Annotated in this window: 18 protein-coding genes; 7 read left to right on the top strand and 11 right to left on the bottom strand. The window is 43.7% G+C overall.

Annotated features, from left to right (window positions below):
• The first annotated feature begins 200 nt into the window (after positions 1-200).
• A complete protein-coding gene (locus tag SM121_RS03865; protein ID WP_320911207.1) occupies positions 201-1,655 on the top strand; it encodes a sucrose-6-phosphate hydrolase in 1,455 nt (484 codons plus the stop codon).
• Positions 1,636-2,601 (top strand): LacI family DNA-binding transcriptional regulator, encoded by a 966-nt coding sequence (locus tag SM121_RS03860; protein WP_129299816.1) that lies wholly within the window; start codon positions 1,636-1,638, stop codon positions 2,599-2,601. The genes SM121_RS03865 and SM121_RS03860 overlap by 20 nt, the downstream gene beginning before the upstream one ends.
• Before the next feature lie 224 nt (positions 2,602-2,825).
• On the opposite strand, the gene nusB is transcribed toward SM121_RS03860, so the two are convergent.
• The 5 genes from nusB to uvrA all read right to left on the bottom strand — a co-directional run bounded on the left by nusB (position 2,826) and on the right by uvrA (position 8,416).
• Positions 2,826-3,257: a transcription antitermination factor NusB gene (gene nusB, locus SM121_RS03855; protein ID WP_003008602.1), complete on the bottom strand. Its 432-nt coding sequence runs from the start codon at positions 3,255-3,257 to the stop codon at positions 2,826-2,828.
• Entirely contained in the window at positions 3,250-3,639 is a 390-nt protein-coding gene (locus SM121_RS03850) for an Asp23/Gls24 family envelope stress response protein (RefSeq protein WP_003005404.1), read from the bottom strand. The genes nusB and SM121_RS03850 overlap by 8 nt, the downstream gene beginning before the upstream one ends.
• 36 nt (positions 3,640-3,675) lie before the next feature.
• Positions 3,676-4,236: an elongation factor P gene (efp, locus tag SM121_RS03845; protein ID WP_003005479.1), complete on the bottom strand. Its 561-nt coding sequence runs from the start codon at positions 4,234-4,236 to the stop codon at positions 3,676-3,678.
• 290 nt (positions 4,237-4,526) lie between these two features.
• Entirely contained in the window at positions 4,527-5,594 is a 1,068-nt protein-coding gene (locus SM121_RS03840) for a M24 family metallopeptidase (RefSeq protein ID WP_155126460.1), read from the bottom strand.
• A complete protein-coding gene (gene uvrA, locus SM121_RS03835; protein ID WP_118227868.1) occupies positions 5,591-8,416 on the bottom strand; it encodes an excinuclease ABC subunit UvrA in 2,826 nt (941 codons plus the stop codon). The genes SM121_RS03840 and uvrA overlap by 4 nt, the downstream gene beginning before the upstream one ends.
• 121 nt (positions 8,417-8,537) lie before the next feature.
• Here uvrA and SM121_RS03830 point away from each other — a divergent pair, with 121 nt between their 5' ends.
• The gene (locus tag SM121_RS03830) at positions 8,538-9,482 is read left to right on the top strand and encodes a magnesium transporter CorA family protein (RefSeq protein WP_003005422.1); all 945 of its coding nucleotides are present in this window, start codon (positions 8,538-8,540) and stop codon (positions 9,480-9,482) included.
• Between the two features lie 28 nt (positions 9,483-9,510).
• The gene (locus tag SM121_RS03825; RefSeq protein ID WP_049488557.1) at positions 9,511-10,188 is read left to right on the top strand and encodes a DUF1129 domain-containing protein; all 678 of its coding nucleotides are present in this window, start codon (positions 9,511-9,513) and stop codon (positions 10,186-10,188) included.
• A 34-nt stretch (positions 10,189-10,222) separates the two neighbouring features.
• Here SM121_RS03825 and SM121_RS03820 read toward each other — a convergent pair whose 3' ends face one another.
• The 4 genes from SM121_RS03820 to rpsF form a co-directional block, all read right to left on the bottom strand.
• Complete coding sequence (locus tag SM121_RS03820) at positions 10,223-10,744, bottom strand: GNAT family N-acetyltransferase (RefSeq protein WP_320911206.1); 522 nt, start codon at positions 10,742-10,744, stop codon at positions 10,223-10,225.
• A gap of 234 nt (positions 10,745-10,978) precedes the next feature.
• A complete protein-coding gene (gene rpsR / locus SM121_RS03815) occupies positions 10,979-11,218 on the bottom strand; it encodes a 30S ribosomal protein S18 (protein ID WP_000068664.1) in 240 nt (79 codons plus the stop codon).
• Between the two features lie 41 nt (positions 11,219-11,259).
• The gene (locus SM121_RS03810; protein WP_003005554.1) at positions 11,260-11,757 is read right to left on the bottom strand and encodes a single-stranded DNA-binding protein; all 498 of its coding nucleotides are present in this window, start codon (positions 11,755-11,757) and stop codon (positions 11,260-11,262) included.
• Between the two features lie 20 nt (positions 11,758-11,777).
• Positions 11,778-12,068 (bottom strand): 30S ribosomal protein S6, encoded by a 291-nt coding sequence (rpsF, locus tag SM121_RS03805; protein WP_003005040.1) that lies wholly within the window; start codon positions 12,066-12,068, stop codon positions 11,778-11,780.
• A gap of 299 nt (positions 12,069-12,367) precedes the next feature.
• Here rpsF and SM121_RS03800 point away from each other — a divergent pair, with 299 nt between their 5' ends.
• Genes SM121_RS03800 through SM121_RS03790 form a run of 3 tightly spaced genes read left to right on the top strand, consistent with a single transcriptional unit; the run spans position 12,368 to position 14,697 of the window.
• Entirely contained in the window at positions 12,368-13,420 is a 1,053-nt protein-coding gene (locus SM121_RS03800; RefSeq protein ID WP_155126449.1) for a bifunctional glycosyltransferase family 2/GtrA family protein, read from the top strand.
• On the top strand, positions 13,407-14,309 hold the full coding sequence (locus SM121_RS03795) for a phosphodiester glycosidase family protein (protein ID WP_155126446.1): 903 nt from the start codon (positions 13,407-13,409) through the stop codon (positions 14,307-14,309). Before SM121_RS03800 ends, SM121_RS03795 begins: the two co-directional genes overlap by 14 nt.
• The gene (locus SM121_RS03790) at positions 14,290-14,697 is read left to right on the top strand and encodes a hypothetical protein (RefSeq protein WP_118228479.1); all 408 of its coding nucleotides are present in this window, start codon (positions 14,290-14,292) and stop codon (positions 14,695-14,697) included. The genes SM121_RS03795 and SM121_RS03790 overlap by 20 nt, the downstream gene beginning before the upstream one ends.
• A gap of 137 nt (positions 14,698-14,834) precedes the next feature.
• Here SM121_RS03790 and SM121_RS03785 read toward each other — a convergent pair whose 3' ends face one another.
• Complete coding sequence (locus tag SM121_RS03785) at positions 14,835-17,219, bottom strand: phosphoketolase family protein (protein WP_070449925.1); 2,385 nt, start codon at positions 17,217-17,219, stop codon at positions 14,835-14,837.
• Positions 17,220-17,510: 291 nt separating this feature from the next.
• Complete coding sequence (gene hutI / locus SM121_RS03780) at positions 17,511-18,758, bottom strand: imidazolonepropionase (RefSeq protein WP_320911205.1); 1,248 nt, start codon at positions 18,756-18,758, stop codon at positions 17,511-17,513.
• Positions 18,759-18,817: the final 59 nt, after the last annotated feature.

Here is an 18,817-nt window from a genome sequence, read left to right as displayed (position 1 = left end):
ACAGTATTTAGCTCTTTTAAAGCCACTCTTTATTTTCATTTTCTTTCATTTTTTCACAAATTTTCAGCTTCTCCTCTTTTCTCTGGGGAACCAAATAGATGTCAATCGTTTGACATTTTTTGCCATTTTTTTCATTTATCGCTTGCATTTTTAATGGGAAATCGGTACTATGGAAGTAAGAAAAAATTCGGAGGAATAAAATGGAATGGACAACTGAACGTCGTTACCGACGTTACGAAGACTGGACAACAGAGGAAAAGCAAGCCATCCAAGATCATATGGCCAAATCTCCTTGGCATACACACTACCATGTAGAGCCAAAAGCTGGTCTCTTAAATGATCCTAACGGTTTTTCCTACTTTGATGGAAAATGGATCTTGTTTTACCAAAATTTTCCATTTGGTGCAGCCCATGGGTTAAAATCATGGGTACAAACAGAAAGTGAAGACTTGGTTCATTTCAAAGAAACTGGTGTAACGCTTCTTCCAGACACAGATCTGGATAGCCATGGAGCTTATTCCGGATCAGCCATGCAATTTGGTGACAAACTATTCTTATTCTACACTGGAAATGTTCGTGATGCAGAATGGGTTCGTCATCCTTACCAAGTCGGTGCTTTGATGGACAAAGACGGAAAGATTGAAAAAATTGACAAAATTTTGATTGATCAACCAGCTGACTCTACGGGTCACTTCCGTGACCCACAGATTTTTAACTTTAAGGGGCAATACTACACTATCGTCGGTGGTCAAGACCTTGAGAAGAAAGGATTCATCCGTCTCTATAAGGCTGTAGATAACGACTATACCAACTGGGTTGCAGTCGGTGACTTGGATTTTGCAAACGATCGGACAGCTTATATGATGGAATGTCCCAACCTAGTCTTTGTAGGAGACCAACCCGTTCTCCTATACTGCCCTCAAGGCTTAGATAAAGCCGTTCTCGATTATGACAATATCTATCCAAATATGTACAAGATTGGGGCAAGCTTTGACCCAGAAAAGGCCAAAATGGTTGATGTATCTGAATTGCATAATCTCGACTATGGTTTTGAAGCCTATGCGACTCAAGGATTTAATGCTCCCGATGGACGTGCCTATACTGTTAGCTGGCTAGGTCTTCCAGACGTTTCTTATCCAACGGATTCCTATGACTACCAAGGAGCTCTCTCACTGGTCAAAGAATTAACCATCAAAGATGGCAAGCTCTACCAATACCCAGTTGAAGCCATCAAAGACTTGCGCGCTGAGAGTGAGGAATTTGCCAACAAGGCACAAACCAAGAACTGCTATGAATTGGAATTGCAGTTTGAAAAGGATAGCCAGAACGAAATCGTCCTCTTTGCCGATGCAGAAGGGAAGGGCTTAGCTCTCACATTTGATCTGGCTAAAGGATTGGTCACAGTCGATCGAAGCCAGGCTGGTGAGCAATATGCCCAAGAATTCGGTGCGAGCCGTAGCTGCACAATCGCTAACCAAGCAACAACCGCTAATATTTTCATTGACAATTCGATTTTTGAAATCTTTATCAATAAAGGAGAAAAAGTATTTTCTGGTCGGGTCTACCCACATGCAGATCAAAATGGAATCTTGATCAAGTCTGGAACCCCTACTGGAACTTACTACGAACTTGATTATGGTCGCAAAGCTAACTGATGTCGCTAAACTAGCCGGTGTCAGCCCTACCACTGTCTCACGGGTCATCAATAAAAAAGGATACCTGTCTGAAAAAACGATCCAAAAAGTCCAAGAAGCCATGCGAGAATTGGGCTATAAACCCAACAATGTTGCTCGTAGCCTCCAAGGAAAATCAGCCAAGTTAGTCGGCTTGATCTTTCCCAACATCAGCAATGTTTTCTATGCTGAATTAATCGACAAACTAGAACACCAACTCTTCAAACATGGCTATAAAACCATCATCTGCAATAGTGAGCACGACTCCGAGAAAGAGCGCGAATATATTGAGATGTTGGAGGCTAACCAGGTAGATGGCATCATTTCAGGAAGTCATAATTTGGGCATTGAAGATTACAACCGGGTAACTGCTCCTATCATTGCTTTTGACCGCAACCTCTCCCCAGAAATTCCGGTCGTCTCTTCAGACAACTACGCTGGCGGGGTGCTTGCAGCAGAAACTTTAGTAAAAACCGGAGCCCGAAAGATTATCATGATCACAGGGAATGACAACTCCAACTCTCCAACAGGCTTGCGTCATGCGGGATTTGCATCGGTTCTACCTGAGTCCATGATCATTAATGTTTCCAGTGATTTCTCCCCTATTCGCAAAGAAATGGAAATCAAACAGATTTTAACCCACCATAAACCAGACGCTATTTTTGCCTCCGATGATTTGACGGCGATCTTGATCATGAAAGTCGCTAGAGAATTAGATATTCAGATTCCTCAGGATTTGAAAGTGATTGGTTATGATGGAACCCAGTTCATCGAGACCTATACACCTGAACTGACAACCATCCAACAACCCCTCAAAGACATTGCTATTCTCATGGTGGATCTTTTACTCCAAAAGATCGAAGGAAAAAAAGTAGCGACTACCGGTTATTTCTTGCCCGTTAGTCTCCACTCTGGAAAAAGTGTCTAAAACAACCCCTACAGTTCTATTACTGTAGGGGTTGTTATTCGTCAAAAAAAGGCTGGACAAAAACTGTCTAGCCTTTTATATTTAATAGAAATAACTGTATGACGCAGTGGTTGATTGGCATCTTTGTTCGCCTTTTAAGCTCCAAAGATGACCTAATCAACTGTGCGGGGGTGGGAAAACGAACTCTTTTAACTAGTTGGAGTTCTTTCCCACTCCCTTTTTACTTATTCTTCTGTCACAAATTGACTGAGGACACCGTTGACAAATCGTGAAGAGGTTTCATCTGAAAAGGCCTTGGCCAATTCCACCGCTTCATTGACTGCGACGATCTGTGGTGTATCAAACTCTGTCATTTCATAAATTCCCAGACGAAGGATGTTTTTCTCTACCAAGGTCAAGCGCTCAACAGTCCAGCCGGTTTTCAAATGTTGACCGATTTGTTGGTCTAGTTGATCTTTTGACTGATAGACACCCGTCACGAGATTCATGAGAAAGGCAGGAAGATCGACTTCTTTGTCTTCTGCTAGGTCCTTGTCATGTAGATAAGCAAAGCGACAAGCTTCAACAATGTCTCCATCGTATTCCAAGGCCATCAAGGCTTGGAAGGCGCGCTCACGCAAATCTCGACGTGATTCTAATAAAATTTCATCAGTCATTGAGGAAGTCCTCATTAAACAAGTCTTTCAAGTCTGGTTTTGGAGATTTTTCCGTTGCAATACCAACAACGTGAATGTTGACAGCATCCAAGGTTACATCTGCCATATCATAAACTGCAGACTTAACCGCTTTTTGAATGGCTACAGCGACAGATGGTACAGCCACTCCATATTCTAAATAGAGATAGATGTCTACTGAAACTTGACCATCTTCTTCTGTATGAAGGTAAACGCCACGTCCAAGTGAGCGTTTGGATAAGCTATCTGAAACACTCTTGTTTTCAAGCGAATAGACACCCTCTACTTTTGCTGTCGCAATCGCAATAATTTTTTCTAATACACGTGGTGCAATAACGATGTCACCAAATTGTTCAGTTGCCATAGAAGTTCCTTTCTATTTGACACCCTGAGATGTCTCTTATGCACGAGAAACGTAAGTTCCTTCAGTAGTGTTAATGACCAATTTTTGTCCAGCTTCGATGAAGTCAGGAACGTTTACGACCAAACCAGTTTCCATTGTAGCAGGTTTACCAGAACCAGTCACTGTAGCACCTTTGATAGATGGTTGAGTTTCTGCAACAGTCAATTCAACAGTTGTAGGTACTGTTACACCGATGACTTCGCTTCCGTAGAATTGAATTTTTACTTCTGAGTTTTCAAGGATGTAAAGCAATTCTTGTTCTACATTCACAACTGGAATTTCATATTGGTCATATGTTTCAGTGTTCATGAAGTAGGCTGTATCATCCATTTTGTACAAGTATTGAGCTGGAACAGTTTCGATAATCGCTTGTTCAAATTTTTCTTCTGGACGGTAGCTTGTATCAAATGTTGAACCAGTACGGACATCACGCAATTTCATACGCATGATAGTGTTTCCTTTACCTGGTTTGTGGTGGCTAGCTTCCAAAACGCGGATCAATTTTCCGTCAGCTGTTTCAAAAGTCATACCAGCTTTCAATTTACTTGCTTCGATCATGTTTTATTACCTCTTTTTTAAAAATAGATTACTCTTTATTGTAACACACTATTTGATTTTTCTCAAACAGCAATCTTCTCTTTTTGAGAAGAAAGGATTGCTATGGACCGCCCCTGATCCATCCAGATCCAAATTCCCCTTTGCTTCTTTCGTGTTTTGTTATTGTAGTTCCTATACCAAAATGGATAGGGCTCCAAATAAGATGTCTGGGAGAAGAATTACTCTACAATTCATTTCATAGTCTTCTCTTCACATCTCTGTCTAAACAGAAGTTAAGAAAAACGTATATTTTATAGGACAATCAATTCTTTAGGAGCAAGGGTCAAGACTTCACAGCCTGTTTCTGTGATCAAGAGGTCATCTTCGATCCGCACACCAGAGAGACCTTCGATATAAATACCTGGCTCATCTGTTAAGACCATCCCTGCTTGAATCGCTTCTTTAGACGTTTGGCTGAAGTATGGCTCTTCGTGGATATCTAGCCCAATTCCATGACCGATTCCATGAGTAAAGTATTGACCATAGCCGGCTCTTTCGATCACATCACGTGGAATTTTATCAAAATCACGGAAGCCAAGTCCATCTTTAGCCGCATCAATCAAGGCTTGATTGGCTTTCAAAACGGTTTCGTAAATTTCTCTTTCCTTGTCGCTGACATGTCCTGCATAGATAGTCCGTGTCATATCGCTGACATAGTGGTTATACAAGCAACCAAAATCAAGGGTCAAGGCATCTCCTGCTGAAATGACCCGATCACTTGGAGTCGCATGAGGCATGGCAGAGCGTTCACCAGCTGCTGAAATAATATCAAAAGATACACCAGAAGCTCCCAACTCCCGCATTCTAAAATCAAGGAAAGTTGCTGCTTCCAACTCTGTCGTTTTCCCTACCTTGATATAGTCTAAAATATCATGGAAGGCTTGGTCAGAGATGCTACAAGCTTTTTTAATGGCCGCAATCTCAGTTTCATCTTTAATCAAGCGCAATTCCATGACAAAGTTCGCTAGGGATTGAAGGCTAATGCCACTGAAAACAGAAGCCATGCGGGCATGGTAGGCCACCGTCACTTCGTCCTCAAAACCAAGTTCTTTGATGCCAAGATCCTTTACGATCTCTGCAGCTCCAGTCAACTCATCGCGGGTTTCCACAATCTCTACAAAGGGGAAACAAGTCGCATGGGCATGAATGGTGTAGCGCGAATCTGTAAAGAGGACCACGCGTTCTTCTGTCACCAAAGCAGTCCCGTTTGAACCCCAGAAATTGGTCAAGTAATAAACATTTTTCAAATTGTTAATCAATACCGCTTTGAGGTTTTGGGCTTTCATTTTGTTTCTTAAGTTGCTGATCCGTTGATTCATTGTAATTTTCCTTTCAAATATTGTCCTGTGTAGCTAGCAGGATTTGCTGCTACTTCTTCTGGTGTTCCGGTCGCAATAATGGTTCCTCCACCGACACCACCTTCTGGTCCTAAATCGATGATATGGTCTGCTGTCTTAATGACATCCAAATTGTGCTCAATCACAAGGACTGTATTGCCATCATCCACAAATCGCTCTAAGACTTTGATCAAGCGAGAAATGTCTTCGGTATGGAGTCCGGTCGTAGGTTCATCCAAGATATAGAAGGATTTGCCTGTAGAGCGCTTGTGCAATTCAGAAGCCAACTTCATCCGTTGCGCCTCCCCACCTGAAAGGGTGGTCGCTGGTTGCCCCAGCGTTACATAGCCCAAGCCCACATCTTGGATGGTCTTGAGTTTGCGTTCAATTTTTGGAATGTGCTTGAAGAATTCAACTGCCTTGTTGACCGTCATATCCAGCACTTCAGCAATATTTTTTTCCTTGTAGTGGACTTCAAGGGTCTCACTATTGTAACGACGTCCATGGCAGACCTCACAAGGAACGAAGACATCTGGCAAGAAGTGCATTTCAATCTTGATGATCCCATCTCCTGAGCAGGCTTCACAACGCCCACCCTTGACATTGAAACTAAAGCGGCCTTTTTTATAGCCCCGAATTTTGGCTTCATTGGTCTGAGCAAAGAGATCGCGAATATCATCAAAGACGCCTGTATAGGTCGCTGGATTGGAACGAGGAGTCCGACCAATCGGGCTTTGATCAATGTCGATCAAGCGATCGATATGCTCAATCCCCTGAATCGTCTTGTATTTCCCTGGTTTTTCCGAATTACGGTTGAGCTTTTGAGCGATGGCTTTTTTCAAGATGCCATTGATCAAGGTCGATTTTCCAGAACCGGAAACTCCAGTGACTGCAATGAATTTGCCCAGAGGAAAGCGTGCAGTGATGTCTTGTAAGTTGTTCTCACTGGCCCCTGTAATTTCAATATAGCGACCATTTCCTGAACGGCGCTCTGTTGGAACCGGAATCTTGCGTTTGCCGGACAAGTACTGGCCAGTGATGGATTTGCTGTTGCGAGCCACCTGCTTAGGAGTTCCTGCTGCAACGATCTCTCCCCCAAAAACACCGGCACCTGGGCCGACATCGATCAGGTAGTCTGCCTCTCTCATGGTATCTTCATCATGTTCGACGACGATCAAGGTGTTGCCTAAATCGCGCATCTTCTTGAGACTGGCAATCAAGCGGTCATTGTCCCTTTGATGGAGGCCGATAGACGGCTCATCCAAGATGTAAAGGACACCAGAGAGGTTGGAACCGATCTGGGTTGCCAAGCGAATGCGCTGGCTTTCTCCACCTGATAAGGTCCCAGCCGATCGTGACAGGGTCAAGTAATTGAGCCCCACATTGTTTAAGAAGGTCAAGCGATCCTTAATCTCTTTTAGGATCGGTCTTGCAATCGTAGCTTCATTGTCTGTTAAGATCAACTGATCTACGGCTTTTAAGTGGTCCGCAATCGATAGATCTGACACTTCCCCGATATGCATCCCCTTCTCCCCGCCGACACGAACAGAAAGAGCCTGGTCATTGAGGCGGTAGCCATGGCAGGTCGCACAGGTCAATTCGTTCATATAAGAGCGCATTTGATTGCGGGTGAAATCACTATTGGTCTCACGGAAACGACGGTGAATGTTGTTTACGACCCCTTCAAAAGGAATTTCGATATCCCGAACTCCACCAAACTCATTTTCATAGTGGAAGTGGAATTCCTTCCCGTTTGAACCATAGAGGACCAAGTCCTTTTCTTCTTGAGAAAGATCGGAAAAAGGTCGGTCCATATCAACGCCAAAATGGATCATAGCCTGCTCCAACATCTGTGGATAGTAGTTGGAAGAGATCGGATTCCAAGGAGCGAGTGCTCCTTCGCGAAGGGTTAAGCGATCATCTGGCACCACCAAATCCAAGTCCACCTCTAGCTTAATACCCAGCCCATCACAATCTGGACAAGATCCAAAAGGCGCATTGAAAGAAAAGAGGCGGGGCTCTAATTCAGGAACGGTAAAGCCACAGACTGGACAAGCATAATGTTCCGAAAAGAGTAGCTCCTTGCCATCCATGGTATCAATCACGACATAACCATCCGCAATCCGAAGGGCTGCTTCAATCGAATCAAAGAGCCGCGAGCGGATGCCCTCCTTGATCACGATTCGGTCCACCACCACTTCAATCGTGTGCTGCTTGCTTTTAGACAGTTCTGGAACCTCTGTCACATCATAGATCTCACCATCGACCCTCACCCGGACATAGCCGTCTTTTTGCACCTTTTCAATGATATTCTTGTGCTGGCCTTTTTTCTTGCGGATAATGGGAGCTAGAATTTGCAGGCGTTGGCGCTCTGGTAATTCTAAGACTTGATCGACAATTTGCTCAACCGAAGAAGCTGTAATCGCTCCATGCCCATTGATACAATAAGGCGTCCCTACACGTGCATAGAGCAAGCGCAAGTAGTCATTGATCTCTGTTGCCGTTCCTACTGTAGAACGGGGGTTTTTACTGGTCGTTTTTTGGTCGATGGAAATAGCTGGACTCAAGCCGTCAATGGAGTCCACATCTGGTTTTTCCATATTTCCCAAGAACTGCCGGGCGTAGGCCGATAAGCTCTCCACGTAGCGGCGCTGGCCTTCTGCATAGAGGGTATCAAAGGCCAGACTGGACTTTCCAGAACCAGACAAACCCGTCACCACGACTAATTTGTCCCGTGGAATTTCCACATCTATATTTTTTAAATTATGGGCGCGTGCCCCATGAATGACAATTTTATCTTGCATGTTCTTACTCTAATCACCTTTTTGTTAACCTCCATTATAACAAATTTTTTAGTATTCTTTTATCCAAAACCGTCCTTTTTCTGATATAATGTTAAGGTGTAAAAAAACAAGGGGAGGCACCATGAAACAGGTCTTTTTATCGACAACGACTGAATTTAAGGAAATAGAGACGCTGGAACCTGGTAGCTGGATCAACCTTGTGAACCCTTCTCAAAGTGAATCGATGGAAATCGCCTCTGCTTTTAATATCGATATTGCAGACTTGCGGGCACCACTCGATGCGGAAGAAATGTCCCGTATGACCATCGAAGATGAATACACCTTGATCATCGTCGACGTTCCCATCAAGGAAGAGCGGAACAATCAGACCTACTACGTGACGATTCCGCTAGGGATTATCCTGACAGAAGAGGCTATTATCACGACTTGCTTGGAGAAATTGCCGCTTCTCGATATCTTTATCAACCGACGCTTGCGGAATTTCTATACCTTTATGCGGTCACGCTTTATCTTTCAGATCCTCTATCGCAACGCTGAACTCTACTTGTCTGCGCTTCGTACCTTGGATCGCAAAAGCGAACAGATTGAAAGTCAATTGCACAAATCAACGCGTAATGAAGAGCTGATTGAGTTGATGGAGTTGGAAAAAACCATCGTCTACTTTAAGGCCTCTCTAAAAACCAATGAGCGCGTGATCAAGAAATTGACCAGTGCCACTAGCAACATCAAGAAATACCTAGAAGACGAGGATCTGTTGGAAGATACCTTGATCGAAACCCAGCAGGCCATCGAGATGGCAGATATTTATGGAAATATCCTGCACTCCATGACCGATACCTTCGCATCGATCATCTCCAACAACCAGAACAACATCATGAAGACCCTGGCCCTCGTTACCATTGTCATGTCCATTCCGACCATGATCTTTTCGGCCTACGGGATGAACTTCAAGGACAATGAGCTTCCGCTCAATGGCGAACCTCATGCCTTCTGGCTGATTATTTTCATCGCCTTTGCCCTGACCGGGTCTCTCGTCGTCTACCTCATCCATAAAAAATGGTTCTAACACCTACTAATAACACTAAGGAGTATTTATGTCTCAATTTGATTTGAATCAACTAAGCAAGAAAAATCAAGAATTTATCCGTATCGCCAAACACCAATTGCTTGAAAATGGAAAGACAGAGGAAGAAGCAGAAAGCCTCATCCAGGAAATTCTACCAGCTATCCATGAAAACCAAGGAAAAGGAATTCCGGCACGGACCCTTTTTGGAGCTCCAACTGTATGGGCGAACTCTTTCAGCGAGAAAGAACGCTATGAAAAAGAGCATCCGAAATTAAACGATGCCCCCTCTCTTATGATTTTGGATTCCTTCCTCTTTATCTTTGGTGTTTTTGCTGCGATTAGCGCCTTTATGAACTTGGTCGCACCGCGTCGTACTGGCTATGGTTTGATCACCTTGATCCTTGGAAGTTTGACAGGGGCTTTGCTCTTATACCTTATGTACTACTTCTTCTATCAGTATATGGATGGCACCAAAGATCGTAGCGAGCGTCCTTCTCTTTGGAAATCCATGCCGATTCTTGTTGGAGTCATGTTCCTTTGGGTCATTGTCTTGTCCTTTACTTCCTTACTCCCACAAGTTCTCAACCCAACTATTCCAGATGTTTTTGCCATCGTTTTAGGAGCTCTAGCGCTTGTCCTTCGCTTCTACCTCAAGAAACGCTTTAATATTAAAAGTTCGAGCACAGCACCCGCAACTCGTCGCTAAAAAGAAACGGATGAAGTTTTCATCCGTTTTTGTTTTACTGTATTTCCCTGTTCAATCTTTTTGAAAAATAGAGGACTAAGTCATCATTGTTTTCACAAGAACTGTAAGGGGCTAAGGGGTGATCCCTAAACCAAACTCCAGATCCATCTGGGATATAGCCCCGTTTGACATACAGTCTTTGAGCCGGGCCATAACCCGAGTGCAAACCAACCCCTAAAGTAACAATCTCTGATAGTAGACAGACTCTTTTTTCTGCCTCCTCTAAGAGTTGATTCCCAATCCCTCGATTTCTAAATGGTTCAAAAACATTAAAATCAGATAGTTCAGGATAGACTCCCACGAAAGGGCCATGCTTGGCAGCAGGCAATATAGTGATATAGCCTGCCACAAATCCATCCGACTCAGCTACTAATACGTCCCTCTCTCTATTCTCCTGCTCCTGAAAATAGCTAGTCAAGATATCCTCTCTACCCGGCCACCCTTGATGGATAAAGGCTTGAGAAATCCCTTCAATATCATACTCCATCATGCTTCTGATGATTGTGCCTTCCTTCATAGTTCCCTCCTTGATACCTTTCTCCCCTCATTATAGCATAATCAGAGCTTGGGAAAGGTCAAAGAGCTTCACACGGACCTAACACACTATCACATTTCTATGCTCGCAAAAAAAGACCCGTAGGGGGCTTAATTCGCTCTCTTGTCTTCAAGCTCGTGAAAAAAAGACCCGTTAGGGTCTTACTCGCTTTTTTATTTTCAAGCTCGTGAAAAAGAGGTCCACTGGACCTCTTTTTTAATCTTCGTTTACGAAAGGCATCAAAGCCATTACGCGAGCGCGTTTGATAGCTGTTGTTACTTTACGTTGGTTCTTCGCTGAAGTTCCAGTTACACGACGAGGAAGGATTTTCCCACGTTCTGAAACGAAACGGCTAAGAAGCTCAGTATCTTTGTAATCGACATATTCGATTTTGTTTGCTGCGATGTAATCAACTTTTTTACGGCGTTTGAATCCGCCACGACGTTGTTGAGCCATGTTTAATTCTCCTTTATAGTTTTAATTCGTTAAACCCACTCTTAGAATGGAAGATCGTCGTCTGAGATATCCATTGGATTCGCTCCAAATGGATTTTCTTCACGACCAAAGTTTGGCGCTGCATTGCTTGGTTCAGATCCACCAAAGCTTGGGGTTGCATTTCCAGCAAAACCACCATTGCCTGATGAATAGCCACCAGCTGCATGCCCTTCGCGTGCTGCACGGCTTTCCAATAGTTGGAAGCTGTCTGCTACGACTTCAGTGACATAAACACGTTGACCTTGCTGGTTTTCGTAATTACGTGTTTGAATGCGACCGGTAATCCCAATCAAAGCACCTTTCTTAGCCCAGTTGGCTAAGTTTTCTGCTTGCTGACGCCAGATCACACAGTTGATGAAATCGGCTTCGCGCTCTCCATTTTGACTCTTGAAGTTGCGATTGACAGCTAGGCTGAAAGTAGCAACTGCTTGATTGCTTGGAGTGTAGCGAAGTTCAGCATCACGGGTCATACGACCGACAAGTACAACATTGTTAATCATAAGTCACCTCTGATGATTTCTTACGCGTCAACTTTTACGATCATGTGACGAAGAATGTCACCGTTGATTTTTGAAAGACGGTCGAACTCGTTAAGAGCAACAGCGTCGTTCGCTTCAACGTTTACGATGTGGTAAAGTCCTTCACGGAAATCTTGGATTTCGTATGCAAGACGACGTTTTTCCCAATCTTTTGATTCAACAACAGTTGCACCGTTGTCAGTCAAGATAGAATCGAAACGTGCTACCAAAGCGTTTTTAGCTTCTTCTTCAATGTTTGGACGAATAATATAAAGAATTTCGTATTTAGCCATTGATAATGTTCCTCCTTTTGGACTAATGACCCCCTGTCTTTGCAAGGGGTAAGTGAGGTTTACTCACAAGAAACTATTATACCAGACTTTTCGAACAAAGGCAAGAATTATCTTTAGGATTTAAAAAATGATTTTTGACATTCCCTTTCAAAAGAAAGAAATGCCCTAAAAAATGACATTTTATAGTAGAAACTATTCCCACTCTTCCTCTCCTTTCCTTAAAGAAAACTGATATCAGTTAGCTTTAAGCTTGAGTCTTTATACTAGCTACAACAAATCTCAAGAAACGAGGAACGATTATGAATTATCTTATCATCCCCGCCTATCAACCGGATCTGAATCTTGTCAAACTGGTTCGCTTGGTCCACGCTAAGAGCGATCTTAACATCATCTTGGTCGACGATGGGAGTGACGCTGACAAGAAAGTGATTTTTGACAAATTGGAGGGTCTTGCGACAGTTCTGACTCACGAGCACAACCAAGGAAAAGGGCAAGCTCTCAAGACTGCTTATGCCTACATCCTAGAAAGAGGTACCTATGGAAGCATTGTTACAGCTGATGCAGACGGTCAGCACAAAATTTGGGATATTTTCAGGGTTGTTAACCAATCTCAAGAGCATTCTGGAACACTTATTCTAGGAGCACGCGCCTTCTCTGGAAAAGTTCCTTTGCGTTCTGCTTTCGGGAATAAATTGACCCGCTTCTTGTTCAAGCAACAAACAGGGGTCGCTGTGACAGATACTCAGACTGGCCTTCGAGCCTTTACAACCAACATGATCCCCTTTATGTTAGAAATCGAGGGACAACGGTATGAGTACGAAATGAATGTTCTCCTTGCAGCAAGCAAGTCCTTCCCCATCGTGGAAGTTCCCATCGAGACGGTCTATATCAATGACAACGAAGGCTCCCATTTCCGACCTATTCGAGATGGCCTCATGATCTACAAGGACATGTTTAAGTTTGCCCTCTCCTCTCTGAGTAGTTTTATCGTTGACTATCTGGTCTACGCCTTCTTCCTCTTTGTGATGATGGCCGTGCCCATTAGTCTGCGTATTCTCCTAGCGAATGGGATCGCTCGTGTAACGAGTTCCATCTTTAACTACTCGACCAATAAGCACCTAGTCTTTAAGAACAAAGACAGCGTCGCTAAAACTGGAAGTGGCTACTTTGGCCTAGCCCTCGGCCTCTTTATTCTCGATACGCTCTTGATTCGACTCTTCTATACTGCTTTCGGGCTCGATCTCCTGATCAGTAAGATTGTCGTCGGCTTCCTCCTCTTTCTGGTCTCATGGGTGATCCAGAAAAAAGTGATCTTCAAAGAAAGGACTGCTCCCCACCATGAAATTCTTTAAAAAATCCTACACCTATGCTGCCTGCTTTGGACTTCTTTTGACCAGCAGTTTTAGCTACTCGATGCTCAAGACCTTTGTCTTATCCGATGCCATTCAAACCGTAAAAGCTACGACTACGGACACCAAGGCAGCCAAAAAAGCAGCTGCATCGGCTACAACGACGGATACTAGCTATTCAGATGACAATATCCAGGTGAGCCTCACAGAAAAAACGATTGAAAATACCCAGGTTTATATTGCAGATATCACAGTCAGCTCATCTGACTACCTCAAAACAGCCTTTGCACAAAACACTTACGGAACCAACGTGACAGCTAAGACCTCTGTCACAGCCGCCAACAACAGTGCCATTCTAGCAGTGAATGGTGACTATTACGGGGCTAACAGTACAGGATACGTCATCCGAAATGGAGTGGTCTACCGCGATACCGTTCGGGAAGATTCAAGCAATGGTGATCTGGCCATTTACAAGGATGGATCCTTCAAAATTATCTACGAAGATGAGATCTCTGCGGATCAATTGGTCAAAGACGGGGTCGTCAATCTCCTCGCTTTCGGTCCTTCCTTAGTTGAAAATGGAGAAATTACCGTCGATACCAACTCAGAGGTCGGGCAATCTATGGCGTCAAATCCACGGACAGCGATTGGGATCATCGATGAAAACCACTACATTATCGTCGTGTCAGACGGACGGACTTCAGAAAGTGAAGGCCTGTCTCTCTACCAATTAGCAGAAGTGATAAAGTCTTATGGCGTTAAAACAGCCTACAACCTGGACGGGGGTGGATCTTCTACCCTTTACTTCAATGGCCAAGTTATTAATAAACCAACAACAAATGGTACTATTTCAGAAAGGGCGGTGAGTGACATTGTCTACATCGGTTACTAATCCTATTAAACAACGGTTGAAAAAAACGATTCTCTGGTATACCCTGATTTCAGCTTTCTTCTTTGTCGGAAGTCGCATCTACGAACACTTTAGTTTTGGCGAAACCTCTGCCTTCATGCACTACCTATTCTTGATTCCTTTGATCGGTGGCGCCCTACTAGTGCTTCTACAGTTGATGGTGAAAGGCTTCTCTCGCCTGAGCCTCAATCTTTGGAATTCAGGAGTGGCTACGCTCACAGCTGGGGCCCTCTACCGAGGGATTGTCAACCTCTCTGGTCGATCTACCACAATGGATCAACCCTATTATTACCTTGGAGTTGCTTTTCTAGCACTAGCTCTGATCAGCCTCTTCTTTGTCCGCAGTGTCTGGGTGGAGAAAACAGCCTAAGATCAAAAACGTCCGTTTCTATAAAGAAACGGACGTTTTAGTTTGAAGTCAAAGTATTCTGAGAAACTTTCCTTAGGTGAGTTTTTAATATGACTTAGTCTTAAATCTGAAAAGCCGGATTGCTCCGGCTCTTTTTCTTATTTATTCACGTTTTCCCATTTCCAATTTTGAACTTCTGGAATGTCGTCTCCGTTTTCACGGATGTAGTCATGGTGGAAGGCGATTGTTTCATCCATCTTCGCTGCAAATGCGCTTGCTGCATCTCCAAGAGCTGCATTAGCTGCATCTTGTGCCAAGTGGAAGCGATCCAACTCAGACATCACACGCATATCAAATGGTGTGGTGATATCCCCGTTTTCACGGTAACCATGCACGCGCAAGTTATGGTTGTGACGGTTGAAGAAGATATCACGGATCATGCCTTCGTAACCATGGAAGGCAAAGATGACTGGTTTATCAGTTGTGAAGACTTTGTCAAATTCTTCATCTGAAAGCCCACGCGCATCAACGGATGGGTGACGCAATTTCAAGATGTCGATAACGTTGACAAAGCGGATCTTCAATTCTGGGAAGGCTTTGTGCAAGATTGTGATGGCTGCAAGAGCTTCTAAGTTTGGCTCTGTACCTGCAGCTGCAATAACAAGATCTGGCTCTTCATCTGCTGAAACAGTTGATGCCCAATCGATCACCTTGTATCCTTCACGAACCAATTCTTCTGCTTCAGCTGCTGAGTAGAATTGAGGACGTGGGTGTTTAGAAGAAACGATCAAGTTGATCACATCTTCTCCCTTGAAGGCTTCATCCATTACCGCAAGCAAGCTATTGGTATCTGCTGGCAAGTACTCACGGATATATTCAGGAGTTTTCTCAGCCAAGTGAGTCAAGATACCTGGATCTTGGTGAGTGTAACCATTATGGTCTTGTTGGAAGACCGTTGAAGTTGCAATCAAGTTCAAGGCTGGGTAGTTTTTACGCCATGTCGTATGTGTCTTAGACTTACGCAACCATTTGAAGTGTTGAGTGATCATAGAATCCACTACACGAAGGAAGGATTCGTAAGAAGCGAAGAATCCATGACGACCTGTCAAGACATATCCTTCAAGCATACCTTCTGCCTGGTGCTCTGACAATTGAGAGTCAATGACACGACCAGCAGGGCTCAATGCTTCATCGTAGTCTGGTTTCATACGTCCTAACCATTGACGGCTTGTACGAGTGAAGACTTCTTGAAGACGGTTTGATTTGGTTTCGTCTGGACCGAAGATACGGAAGTTATCTGGGTTTGCATCTACTAAGTCTGCCGCATACTTACCAAATTCGATCATGTCTTGAGCCATGATTTCACCTGGTGTGTTGAATTGGAGGGCATGTTTCTTCCAATCAGCTGTGTTCATTGGTTTGATCACACCAGCATTTGTGATTGGGTTCATCGCCATGCGACGGTCACCCTTTGGTGCAATTTCAGCAATTTCAGGAACTAGTTTACCAGTTTCGTCGAACAATTCAGCTGGACGGTAAGATTCCAACCATGAAAGAAGGGCATCGACATGCTCCATGTGGTGAGCATCTACTGGGATTGGAACTTGGTGCGCACGGAATCCACCCTCAATTGGTGTTCCTTCCCATGCTTTTGGACCAGTCCAACCTTTAGGAATACGAGCAATTAAGACAGGATAAACTGGTTGAGTTGCTTCTTCTGCAGAACCTTTACGAGCTTCTGCTTGGACTTTCTTGATTTCTTCAATTGCTTCGTCCAATTTTTCAGCGAATAAAGCGTGTGCAGCCTCGTGGTCTTCTGAAATTGCAGTGACATTCGCAAAGATTGGTTTCCAACCAAGACCTTCAAAGAAGAGGGCCAATTCTTCGTCTGTTTTGCGTTCGAAGATCGTTGGGTTGTGGATTTTCCCACCATTGAGGTAGAAGATTGGAAGGATAGCCCCATCGTTGACTGGGTTCAAGAAAGTATTTGACAACCAACCAGCCATCAATGGACCTGTTTCTCCTTCACCGTCACCGATAACTGTGGCAGCAATCACATCTGGATTATCCAATACAGCACCTGCAGCGTGAGAAAGGGCATAACCAAGTTCTCCACCTTCGTGGATAGATCCTGGTGTTTCAGGCGCAGCGTGAGAAGCGATTCCTCCTGGGAATGAGAAGATCTTACACAAGTGTTTGAAGCCTTCTTCATTTTGTGGGATGTTTGGATTTAATTCAGTATAAGAACCATCTAAGTATGAGTTCGATACCATTACTTGCCCACCGTGACCTGGTCCTTCAATGTAGAACATATCCAAGTCGTATTTGTTGATGGCACGGTTCAAGTGAGCATAGATAAAGTTTTGCCCTGGTACAGTTCCCCAGTGTCCGATTGGGTGAGCTTTCAAGTCATTTTCAACGACTTCGCGCTTCAACAATGGGTTATCTTTCAAGTACATTTGAGCAGCTGAAATGTAGTTGGCTGCACGCCACCAAGCGTCTACTTTATCCAAGTAAGCTTTGCTGTTATAATCGACAGTCATCTTGTCTCCTCACAATTTCTAGACAGGTCTGTTGAACAACCTGTTCGTTTGATCAATAGTTTAAACAATCTGTTTTCACGACAAACAGATGATATTGAAGAAAATATTCAATATTACTTCTATTCTATCAAGAATTTCCCTTTTTGTACATCAGAAAGTAAGAAAAATATTCTTTGAACGTCAAATTTTAATTTCCCACTAAAGTGGCTCCATTCCCTATAGGGATACGTTTTAAAAAAAGACTTTGCTGATTTTTACAAACGAGCAAAGTCCCAAATGAAATGGAGTCGGTTAAATGACTTTTTGACCTTTCTTGTAGACATCTGTCACTAGATTTGTCGCAAAGAAATAGAAGAGATAATCTAGATTTGGTGCATCAAAGATGGTAATGTCAGCCTGTTTGCCAACATCGAAAGAGCCGATTGTTTTAGCACGATCTACTGAATAGGCTGCATTGATGGTCACTGCATTGAGAATTTCTACTGGAGTTAGGCGCATCATGAAGCAACCCAGATGCATGGCAAACTGAAGATTGGCTGTTGGACAAGACCCTGGGTTGCTGTCCGTTGTTAGGGTAATGGCCATCCCAGCGTCCAACATCTTACGAGCCGGTGCATAGGTATCTTCCATGAGGCTGAAGGTTGTAGCAGGCAATAGATTGCCGATCACTTTTGCTGCAGCTAATTTTTGAATGCCTTCATCCGTAATTACCATCAAGTGTTCTGCGCTAGTAGATTCCAATTCAGCCGCCACGTCAACACCACCGATGGATTCAATCTCATCCGCATGGATCCGCAGTTTGAAGCCCATTTCCTTAGCTTTTGAAAGAAGATAGCGAGATTCATCTGCTGTAAAGACACCCTTTTCACAGAAGATATCACAGAACTCAGCTAGTTTTTCTTCCTTCACTTTTGGAAGCATTTGTTCCACAATGAGATCTAAATATTCTTGGGAACGGCCCTTGTACTCTGTTGGGATCGCATGGGCTGCCATAAAGGTCGAAACCAGATCAATTTCATGATCACGGTCCAGTGCAGCCACAACATCCAACTGGCGTTTTTCAGTTTCCCAATCCAAACCATAGCCACTCTTGGCTTCGACAGTAGTCACCCCATGACGCAACATGTAATCCAACAGTCGTTTGGACTTGTCATAGAGATTTTCAAAAGAAGCTTCCCGTGTCGCCCGAACCGTGCTCAGAATTCCACCGCCTTGGGCGAGGATGTCTAAGTAAGAAACACCTGCTAACTTTTTCGCAAATTCATGTTCACGACTGCCTCCATAGACCAAGTGGGTATGGCAATCAATCAGGCCAGGAGTCGCAACTTTTCCTTCACAGGATTTCACTTCCGTATGGTCATCAATCAGTTCTGGATCTGGTTGACCTGTTCCAACTGCAAGAATTTTTCCATCCTTGATAGCAATATAAGCATCGGATAGGATTCGTGCTTCTGCCATCTCTTTTCCATAGAGAGGATGGCCTAGATCATTCGGACAAAACAATTGGTTAAAGTGGGTTAATAGGATATCAGCAGACATATGAAACATTCCTTTCTATTTCCATTGTTATTCATTTTACAATTCTACAGGAAAAGCGT

This window comes from Streptococcus sp. S1 (assembly GCF_034137685.1).
Classification (GTDB): Bacteria; Bacillota; Bacilli; order Lactobacillales; family Streptococcaceae; genus Streptococcus; species Streptococcus dentalis.
Note: the sequence above shows the minus strand (reverse complement) of the source record. Positions and strands in the feature narration are given on the sequence as shown.

Coding starts and splice junctions, on each gene's coding strand:
- SM121_RS03820 (WP_320911206.1), bottom strand. CDS start 10,744: ATGAAGGAAGGCACAATCATCAGAAGCATGATGGAGTATGATATTGAA.
- nusB (WP_003008602.1), bottom strand. CDS start 3,257: ATGACTGATGAAATTTTATTAGAATCACGTCGAGATTTGCGTGAGCGC.
- SM121_RS03800 (WP_155126449.1), top strand. CDS start 12,368: ATGAATTATCTTATCATCCCCGCCTATCAACCGGATCTGAATCTTGTC.
- efp (WP_003005479.1), bottom strand. CDS start 4,236: ATGATCGAAGCAAGTAAATTGAAAGCTGGTATGACTTTTGAAACAGCT.
- hutI (WP_320911205.1), bottom strand. CDS start 18,758: ATGTCTGCTGATATCCTATTAACCCACTTTAACCAATTGTTTTGTCCG.
- SM121_RS03810 (WP_003005554.1), bottom strand. CDS start 11,757: ATGATTAACAATGTTGTACTTGTCGGTCGTATGACCCGTGATGCTGAA.
- SM121_RS03860 (WP_129299816.1), top strand. CDS start 1,636: ATGGTCGCAAAGCTAACTGATGTCGCTAAACTAGCCGGTGTCAGCCCT.
- SM121_RS03830 (WP_003005422.1), top strand. CDS start 8,538: ATGAAACAGGTCTTTTTATCGACAACGACTGAATTTAAGGAAATAGAG.
- SM121_RS03865 (WP_320911207.1), top strand. CDS start 201: ATGGAATGGACAACTGAACGTCGTTACCGACGTTACGAAGACTGGACA.
- SM121_RS03825 (WP_049488557.1), top strand. CDS start 9,511: ATGTCTCAATTTGATTTGAATCAACTAAGCAAGAAAAATCAAGAATTT.
- SM121_RS03785 (WP_070449925.1), bottom strand. CDS start 17,219: ATGACTGTCGATTATAACAGCAAAGCTTACTTGGATAAAGTAGACGCT.
- rpsR (WP_000068664.1), bottom strand. CDS start 11,218: ATGGCTCAACAACGTCGTGGCGGATTCAAACGCCGTAAAAAAGTTGAT.
- rpsF (WP_003005040.1), bottom strand. CDS start 12,068: ATGGCTAAATACGAAATTCTTTATATTATTCGTCCAAACATTGAAGAA.
- SM121_RS03850 (WP_003005404.1), bottom strand. CDS start 3,639: ATGGCAACTGAACAATTTGGTGACATCGTTATTGCACCACGTGTATTA.
- SM121_RS03840 (WP_155126460.1), bottom strand. CDS start 5,594: ATGAATCAACGGATCAGCAACTTAAGAAACAAAATGAAAGCCCAAAAC.
- SM121_RS03795 (WP_155126446.1), top strand. CDS start 13,407: ATGAAATTCTTTAAAAAATCCTACACCTATGCTGCCTGCTTTGGACTT.
- uvrA (WP_118227868.1), bottom strand. CDS start 8,416: ATGCAAGATAAAATTGTCATTCATGGGGCACGCGCCCATAATTTAAAA.